This window comes from Stutzerimonas kunmingensis (assembly GCF_032106285.1).
Lineage (GTDB): Bacteria > Pseudomonadota > Gammaproteobacteria > Pseudomonadales > Pseudomonadaceae > Stutzerimonas > Stutzerimonas kunmingensis_B.
In genome coordinates this window covers 58,645-65,889 of record NZ_DAMCPO010000025.1, presented here as the reverse complement: position 1 = coordinate 65,889, position 7,245 = coordinate 58,645, and the positions used below count along the sequence as shown (strand labels likewise).

Below are 7,245 nucleotides of genomic sequence, written 5' to 3'. Positions count from 1 at the left end.
CCTGGGTCAAATTTCAATCGGCAGGGTGGGTCAATTTTCCATCAGCGCCAACACCAGTGACCTCAAAACGCTCTCTCAGCAATTGAAGCAGCAGCCAGGGATGCCGGCTCCACGCCTATACGAACAGCCCTTCTACAAAATCGGCAGATATAGCTTCCAATTCCCTTGGGTTGGTGCGCAGCAGAACAATCTGACGGCTGCCATCAATAACTTGCGGCGTGTGAATGCACGTAGAGCTGATGTACAAGCAGAAACGCAGAGAGTCGAGCTAGCGCTGGCAGAGAGCTTTCGACTACAAGGTTTTGTCGTGGAGGTGGGATATCGGCCTCCCGTGACAGGCGATGAGGATGCCGGCGAGGTGGATTTGATCTGCCAACGGGATGGCCTGCTGCTGCTCATTGAGGTCAAGTCAGGTTATATCCGCTCGACCACCCATGAGGTTTGGTTGCATCGTACCAACACATTGCGTAAGGCCGCTTGGCAGCTCCGGCGTAAGCGTCATGCGGTGGCCAGAGCGCTGGTGTCTGATCAACATCTGCGCTCCAGGTTAGGCTACTGCGGCCAGCATCCTGAGGCACACCTGCGGGCCTGGATCGTCGATACATCCATTGAACTTGACGGGCAGTCCATCGATGGCTTCAGAGTAGTTTCCCGAGAGGCGCTAGAGATCATTCTGCGTGATGAGAAGCATCTTCTGAGGCCGCTGGACCAGGTTGATGACGATGGCCGGGGCTCATTGTTTCCTGATGGGTTTACTGCTAGCAGATTTATAGCTGTTGTTGAGTCCGATGAGCTGTGGCGAGGCATCTGTTAGCACTTGGGGGGAGGCGATTTTGGTCCGGCCTACAGCGCGGCACGCTGGCATTCGCCTCATGCTGAAGAGTGGGGGCGTGTCGTCGCCACATACAAACCAAGATGATCTTCGCCTGCGCTTGAAGCTGGACGTGCTAGGGCCTGTTGCCGTTTTACATGGGCAACCATAGGAAGGCGCAGGCCATGGCCACCACGCTCTCGTAATTCTCTTGAGCTTGTCGAATCGAGAGGCCACCGCCCGGTAGTGCTTCAGCCGGGCGAAAGCGTTTTCCACCTGGTGGCGATTGCGGTACAGGCCTCTGTCCAGATTCGCGTTGCCTTTCACAGAGTTACGCTTGCTCGGGATCACGGCCTTGGCCCCTTGTCGCTCAACTTGCTATCGGATTCTCTCGCTGTCATAGCCCTTATCCGCAACGAGGGTTTCTGCCGCTGGGAGCTTGGAAATCAATGCGGGTGCCTGAGTGCAGTCATTGATTTGGCCTCCCGTGATTTCAAACTCGATGGGCAAGCCATGGACGTCCACCGCCAGATGAATCTTGCTGGTATTGCCGGCTCGGCTTTTCCCTATAGCTTCATCGTTTGCGCTGGCAGCACCTGCGCTGTGCTGGTGAGCCTTGGCATAGCTGCCATCAATGAACACCCACTCCATGTCGGGCTCCGCCACCAGCATCTTGAAGACCTTGAACCATTTGCCGGCAGCAGACCATGCGTTGAAGCGTTTGTAGACCTTATTCCAGTTACCAAACGCCTTGGGCAGGTCTCTCCAGGGACATCCCTAGAGCATGCCTTCCACGGTCATTCGTAGATCACGCTTGTTGTAGATGGCCTTGTGCAGGAGAATTTCCCGCAGCTTCGACCAATGCTCGTCGTTGAGTAGTAATCGGGGCATTGCAAGCTCGTATCGATGTCGGGTTAGAGCTTCAACGATACGAGCTTGCTCTTATTAATCAATTGGTTAGCGCGAAACGGCAACAGACCCTAGCTATCTGTGTAAGGGCGCGCTGAGCCGTCGTAGATCAAAGACGACGCGCTCGGAAGAAGGCTATCTGGCTTTTGCGACCATTAGTTCCGGCCAGCGAGTGGTGTAGGCGGGCGATAGCAGTTCTCTACGCATTGCCCACTCGGCTGGTTTTGCAATACGACCTGGCTGCAGCGTTCCACGTCCCCAGCGATTGTTGATGGCGTCCAGGGCGCTCATCAGTCGCTCGGTTTTTACGGGTTGTTCGGGGGCGAACAGATCGGGTGTGTACTCATTCTTGTGACAGAGATCCAGGAGTAGCACTTGTGCCTTGGCGTAGCTGAATCCCTCTCGGAAGACGTGCTTCAGCCCTGCCTGTACGGCCTTGATGATCAATCGGCTGTCGTCGGTTGGGTAGGGCAATTGGCAGAGGATGCCGTTGGCATATTTGGTTTCAGCGGGGTTGAACATCCCTGTGCGCAGGCTGACCCGTACCTGCCGGCAGAGTGATTGCTGATTACGCAGTTTTTCGGCGGCGCGCATGGCATAGGCGGTGACGGCTTCTTGGATTAGAGGTAACTCGCACAGTCGTTTGCCGAATGAGCGGCTGGAGCAGATCTCCTGCTTGGGCGCGATCTCGCTCTCAATTTCCAGGCAGGCGATGCCGCGCAGTTCTCGCGCAGTCTTTTCCACCACCACGTTGAACCGTTTGCGCAGCGTCCAGGCGTCCATCTGCGCCAGCTCCCAGGCTGTTTTGATCTGCATGCCTTCCAGGTGCGCGCGCAGCCGTGGGCCTACACCCCAGACTTCTTCAACTGGCATGGCTTTGAGCAATTTGTCACGCCGAATAGGGTTGCGAATGTCCACGACACCGCCGGTCTGCTTTTGCCAGCGTTTGGCGGCGGCATTGGCCAGCTTGGCCAGTGTCTTGGAGGTTGCTATCCCAATACCCACGGGAATACCGGTTTTCTGTTTCACCTCCGCCTGTACTTGGCGGCCTATCGACTCCAGTGGTTCGGTAAGCCCGGTCATATCTGCGAAGGCTTCATCGATGCTGTAGATTTCGACGTTCGGAAAGCGGGCCTCAAGGATGGTCATCACCCGTTCGCTTAGGTCGCCATACAGTGCGTAGTTACTGCTGAAGGCCACGACTCCGTGGTGCTTGAGATCACTACGAATCTCGTGAAAGAGCGCGCCCATCTTCACGAATGGCTTGGCATCGGCAGATCTGGCAATGACGCAGCCGTCGTTATTGCTGAGCACCACGATGGGCGTGCGTTGCAGGTCGGGGCGAAAGACCCGCTCGCAGCTTGCATAGAAGCTGTTGCAATCGATCAGCGCGTAGACCGGCTCAACCATGGTTCAGGTGATTGCGCAGGCTATGGGTGACGACACCCCAGATCTTCAGCTCATCCTGCTCCAGGATGTAGCGCGGCGAGTAGGTGGGATTCTCCGAGCGCAACACGAATTGCCCCTGGTCCTGCGCCAGGCGCTTCACAAACACATCGCCGTTGAGGCATGCCACCACCACGTTCCCAGGGCGGGCTTGCAGTGCGCGGCTAACGATCAGGTGGTCGTTATCGAAGATGCCAGCGCCGACCATGCTGTCACCGCTGACGGCTACCACATAGGTGTGCGGGGCCTGCAGATCCAGCAGCGCATCGAGCGACAGCTTGTGCTCCATGTGATCAAGCGCTGGGCTGGGAAAGCCTGCTGGGACTCGTGCATCAAAAAGGGGGAGGGCGGTGCCGCTGCGCTGCAGCGGTCCGAGGATAAGGGCGTTGCTCATTGCGGGCTGACCTATAACTGTATTTATATACAGTAATCGGGATTCCGTCATTTCGGCAAGGCGCGTTCGTCGACAGGGTATGGGGTCTGCGTGGATTGTTTACAGGCGAAAAGTAGACAGATCGCACCGGAGGGCGGTTCTCGCTAGGGTGGGGGCAACCGACCAGGAGTACCTCCTATGATCTTGTTGCTCACCCTTAGCGATCTTTTGCCTCTGGCGCTCGTGCTGCCCGTGCTGCTTGGACTGGCCAGGCTGGCCTATGGCGGCACTGCGGATTAAGAGTTTGTGTCTCTTGGCGCTGCTGGCTTCAGCCCCAGAAGTTATTGCATATCCGCTGCACCGCCGCATTGGCTGCCCGCCGGTCAAACAGCTCGGGATCGAAGTTGCCGCCGCTTGGCTGTTGGGTAGAGACCAGCAAGTCCAAATAACCTGGCACGCCACCTGCGTCCTCGGGCGGGCAGGCGCGGGCGCCATCGAGTAGTTCGCACCAGGTGCCAGCGAAGTCGGAGGGCTCGATGCTTTCCACGGCAATCACATGCTGCCAGCTATCGCCGAAGTCGTAGAGATAGCGCAGCCGGTCCGCCTCTTTGAATACTCGGCGCAGTTTGGTTTTGCGGTCATCCAGCACGTCGTCGTACTGCTACACCAGCTCGGCATCCAGCGGCATATAGCTGTTCACGCCATTGCTGAACTCATGCAAGTGGCAGCTGTGCCAGCCGAAGGCCGCCTGAATGAAGTGGTGCAGTTTGCGTAGGGTGCAGTCGCCGTTCACCCAGATGCGCCGCCAGATCGGCGGATCGAGCTGCAATGGCTCTAGCTGGATATGTAGGGTGTAGAGCAGGGGTTGGGTGGCCATACGGGCTCCATCTGTCAGTGATAAAGCCAGGGCTTCAGTTCATCGAGGTTGGCTACAACAATCTGCTGAGCCTCGGGCTTGGCATGCACCTTGGTCGGGTCGATCTGGTAGCGCTGCAACACGTACTGCACCAGCGCGCCACGGGTCTCGATCAGTAGCTGGCCGTCCTGCATGCCATAGTCTGCTTCGATAATGGCACGCTGCTCAGGCTTCAGGCGCGAGTCGGGTTCGATGACCACCGCGAGCTCGGTATTCCACCCGCAATCCAGGTCCCGGCTGTGTTCAGACTGGTCATCCATAAGCCCCGGCTCACCGCGGAAACGACTGAGCACAAAGTCCCGATAATCTCCGTTCTTCTCGCAGTAAGCGCGTACATGCCAACGCATGCCGGTGTAAATCAGGGTATGTGGGGCAATCAACCTGGTCTCAACGTCCGGGGTGCTGAAAGACACATACTCGCACTCCAGCCGCAGTCCCTCTCGGCAGGCTTTGAGCAGAGGGCGCAACACCTGCGGGCGGACTGAACGATCCGGTACACCCAGCACCTCGGTGTGCGCATAGGCCAGGGCTAGCCCGTCGATATGAGGTGCCCGCTCGTAGTTTTGATTAAGCAGATGCAGGTAGGCGCTGGCACTGTCATCAATGAATAGCGGTTTGAAGTGGCGGCTCGGTACATACCCCTTCAAATGCTTGTCATATTCCAGGTTCTTCGGCGCGTACTCGGCAATGTACGAATTGATGTCCTTCGACGCCTGCTGGCGGCTGATGCCGAAGCTCTGCATCAGATGGCCCGTGGTTAACCGGCCCTCCCACCAGGCCACCGTCTCGATCAAACGGTAGCGCAGCGCCAGATCCCAGCGCACCGCCGCGATTTCCTGCTTACGCTTCATAGCCTCTCTATCTGCTCGAAAACTTTACCTGTACAGGCAAACACCGTAGATATGTCGCTCAACATTACATATCTTGATAGCCAGAGACAAGCAGGCCGATGTCATTTAGTCCGGGGGCTGTAGCTAGTCCAGTACACAAGTTGGATGTGCGGTTCCTGATTGGAGGGGCGTGAAGATGAATCAACTGGATCGAATTCGCGGTTGCCTGCTGGCCGGTGCGGCTGGCGATGCTTTGGGCGCGGCGGTGGAGTTCATGGATTGGCCGAGCATCCGGCAGAAGTTCGGTGAGCGGGGTATTCGGGATTTTGCCCCTGCATTCGGCAAGCTGGGCGCCGTCACCGACGATACCCAGATGATGTTGTTCACTGCCGAAGGCCTGTTGCGGGCCTGGGTTCGGCAAAGTGCACGCGGTATCTGCCATCCGCCCTCGGTTATTCATCATGCGCTGCTGCGCTGGTACATCACCCAGGGCGGCAAACCAAAGGCTGAGGTCACGCAGGATGGCTGGCTAATCGGTGTGAAAGACCTGTGGTCGAGCCGCGCGCCGGGCATGACCTGCATGAGTGCGCTGGGCGCCAGCCAGGCGTTTGGCGACAAGGCCAGCAATGACAGCAAGGGCTGCGGTGGCGTGATGCGTGTAGCACCGCATGCGTTCTTCCCGCAAGCCTTCGAGTTGGCGGTCGAAAACGCACACCTGACCCATGCCCATCCCAGTGGATATCTGGCAGCGGGCCTGTTTGCCGACATTCTGCAGCGGATCTTCGAGCAAGGTTGCGACCTGAAAGACGCCATCCGCCAGAGCCTGGCCGAACATGGCCAGAAACCGGGCATGGCGGAAACCCGTGAGATGGTCGAGTACGCCCTGCGCCAGAGTGAGGCCGGTATCGCGCCTACGCCCGAAGGGATTGCCGTGATGGGTGGCGGTTGGGTGGCCGAAGAAGCCTTGGGCATTGGTCTGTGGTGTGCCCTGATGGCCAACAGTCTGGAGGAAGGTATCTGCTGGGCGGTCAATCACACCGGCGACAGCGACAGCACGGGTCTGATTGCCGGCAACCTGCTGGGTATCCAGTTGGGGACTGATGCCATTCCCGAGCGCTGGTTAGAGTCGCTGGAACTGCGCGAGGTGATCGAGCAGCTGGCGCATGACATCGAGTGGGTGCCGCGTACCTACTGCGGAGATTACGACTCAAATGTGGTTGAAGATGAGCGCATCTGGGAGCGTTATCCCGGGTCCTGATAGCGAGCAATACCATGAGTCGAAGAAAACATTGTGATGCCTTGCAATGGCTGGCAGCCGGATTGGCGGTGTTCTTGCTGGTCAGTGCTCAGGCTCAGGATCGAGATCTGGATAACGATGGCGTCTGGGATTACGGCAAAGGCGGCATCGACCGGGATGTCACGATGGCACGTGGGATTACGACAAGGGCGGCATAGACCGCGATTTGGATAACGATGGAATGTGGGATGAATAAGTCAGTAATGGTCGCAGTCTGTGCCGAGCTGATGTCAGATGGCGAAGGACTCGAATTGCTCGCCCCCTGCTATGTAGCGCGTCAGGAAGGTGTAATAGCCTGCATGGGTGAGCTGGAGCGCATGCGCAAGTGCTTTCCCGGTGCAGTCGAGGGCGCAGAGATGGTGGCTTTGCCCTGGTATGAGGGCATTGAGCAGTTGATGGAGTCGGTCAATCTTCACCCTTTTGAAGATGCAGCCGGCTACATGCCTACCGGTCACCGCCTGAGCATTCCAGGCGTGCATATCCGCCTGGAAGAAGGCAGCGTAGTGGCGCGCCGCGAGCGCATTAGCCTCACGCGGCATTAATAGGGGCCATACATGCCTCAGTTGCTAATAAATGCCTGATGCGCATCGCGTAAATGCTGCTGGTTCGATGTGCCTCAATTCGTTATCATCATTTTTAGCATGACTTCTTGAGCCATTTGGA

General features: G+C 57.7%; 6 protein-coding genes and 3 pseudogenes. 4 read left to right on the top strand and 5 right to left on the bottom strand.

What is annotated here, in order from left to right:
- Positions 1 to 814, top strand: a pseudogene (locus RT582_RS17995) (NERD domain-containing protein); the annotation flags it as partial.
- A gap of 151 nt (positions 815 to 965) precedes the next feature.
- Here RT582_RS17995 and RT582_RS17990 read toward each other — a convergent pair.
- The 5 genes and pseudogenes from RT582_RS17990 to RT582_RS17970 form a co-directional block, all read right to left on the bottom strand.
- Positions 966 to 1,702: pseudogene (locus tag RT582_RS17990) on the bottom strand (IS5 family transposase).
- A gap of 153 nt (positions 1,703 to 1,855) precedes the next feature.
- Positions 1,856 to 3,130: a translesion error-prone DNA polymerase V subunit UmuC gene (gene umuC, locus RT582_RS17985; RefSeq protein WP_313478971.1), complete on the bottom strand. Its 1,275-nt coding sequence runs from the start codon at positions 3,128 to 3,130 to the stop codon at positions 1,856 to 1,858.
- Positions 3,123 to 3,560, bottom strand: coding sequence for a LexA family protein (locus RT582_RS17980; protein ID WP_313478969.1), 438 nt, complete (start codon positions 3,558 to 3,560; stop codon positions 3,123 to 3,125). Before RT582_RS17980 ends, umuC begins: the two co-directional genes overlap by 8 nt.
- A 307-nt stretch (positions 3,561 to 3,867) precedes the next feature.
- A pseudogene (locus RT582_RS17975) lies at positions 3,868 to 4,416 on the bottom strand (plasmid pRiA4b ORF-3 family protein).
- A 14-nt stretch (positions 4,417 to 4,430) separates the two neighbouring features.
- Complete coding sequence (locus RT582_RS17970; protein WP_312443336.1) at positions 4,431 to 5,306, bottom strand: helix-turn-helix transcriptional regulator; 876 nt, start codon at positions 5,304 to 5,306, stop codon at positions 4,431 to 4,433.
- A 175-nt stretch (positions 5,307 to 5,481) separates the two neighbouring features.
- On the opposite strand from RT582_RS17970, the gene RT582_RS17965 reads away from it, so the two are divergent.
- The 3 genes from RT582_RS17965 to RT582_RS17955 are packed head-to-tail and all read left to right on the top strand — an operon-like array spanning position 5,482 to position 7,124.
- Positions 5,482 to 6,543 (top strand): ADP-ribosylglycohydrolase family protein, encoded by a 1,062-nt coding sequence (locus tag RT582_RS17965; RefSeq protein WP_313478966.1) that lies wholly within the window; start codon positions 5,482 to 5,484, stop codon positions 6,541 to 6,543.
- A 14-nt stretch (positions 6,544 to 6,557) separates the two neighbouring features.
- Positions 6,558 to 6,740: a hypothetical protein gene (locus tag RT582_RS17960; RefSeq protein WP_126525528.1), complete on the top strand. Its 183-nt coding sequence runs from the start codon at positions 6,558 to 6,560 to the stop codon at positions 6,738 to 6,740.
- A gap of 30 nt (positions 6,741 to 6,770) precedes the next feature.
- On the top strand, positions 6,771 to 7,124 hold the full coding sequence (locus RT582_RS17955; RefSeq protein ID WP_126525529.1) for a hypothetical protein: 354 nt from the start codon (positions 6,771 to 6,773) through the stop codon (positions 7,122 to 7,124).
- Positions 7,125 to 7,245 lie beyond the last annotated feature (121 nt).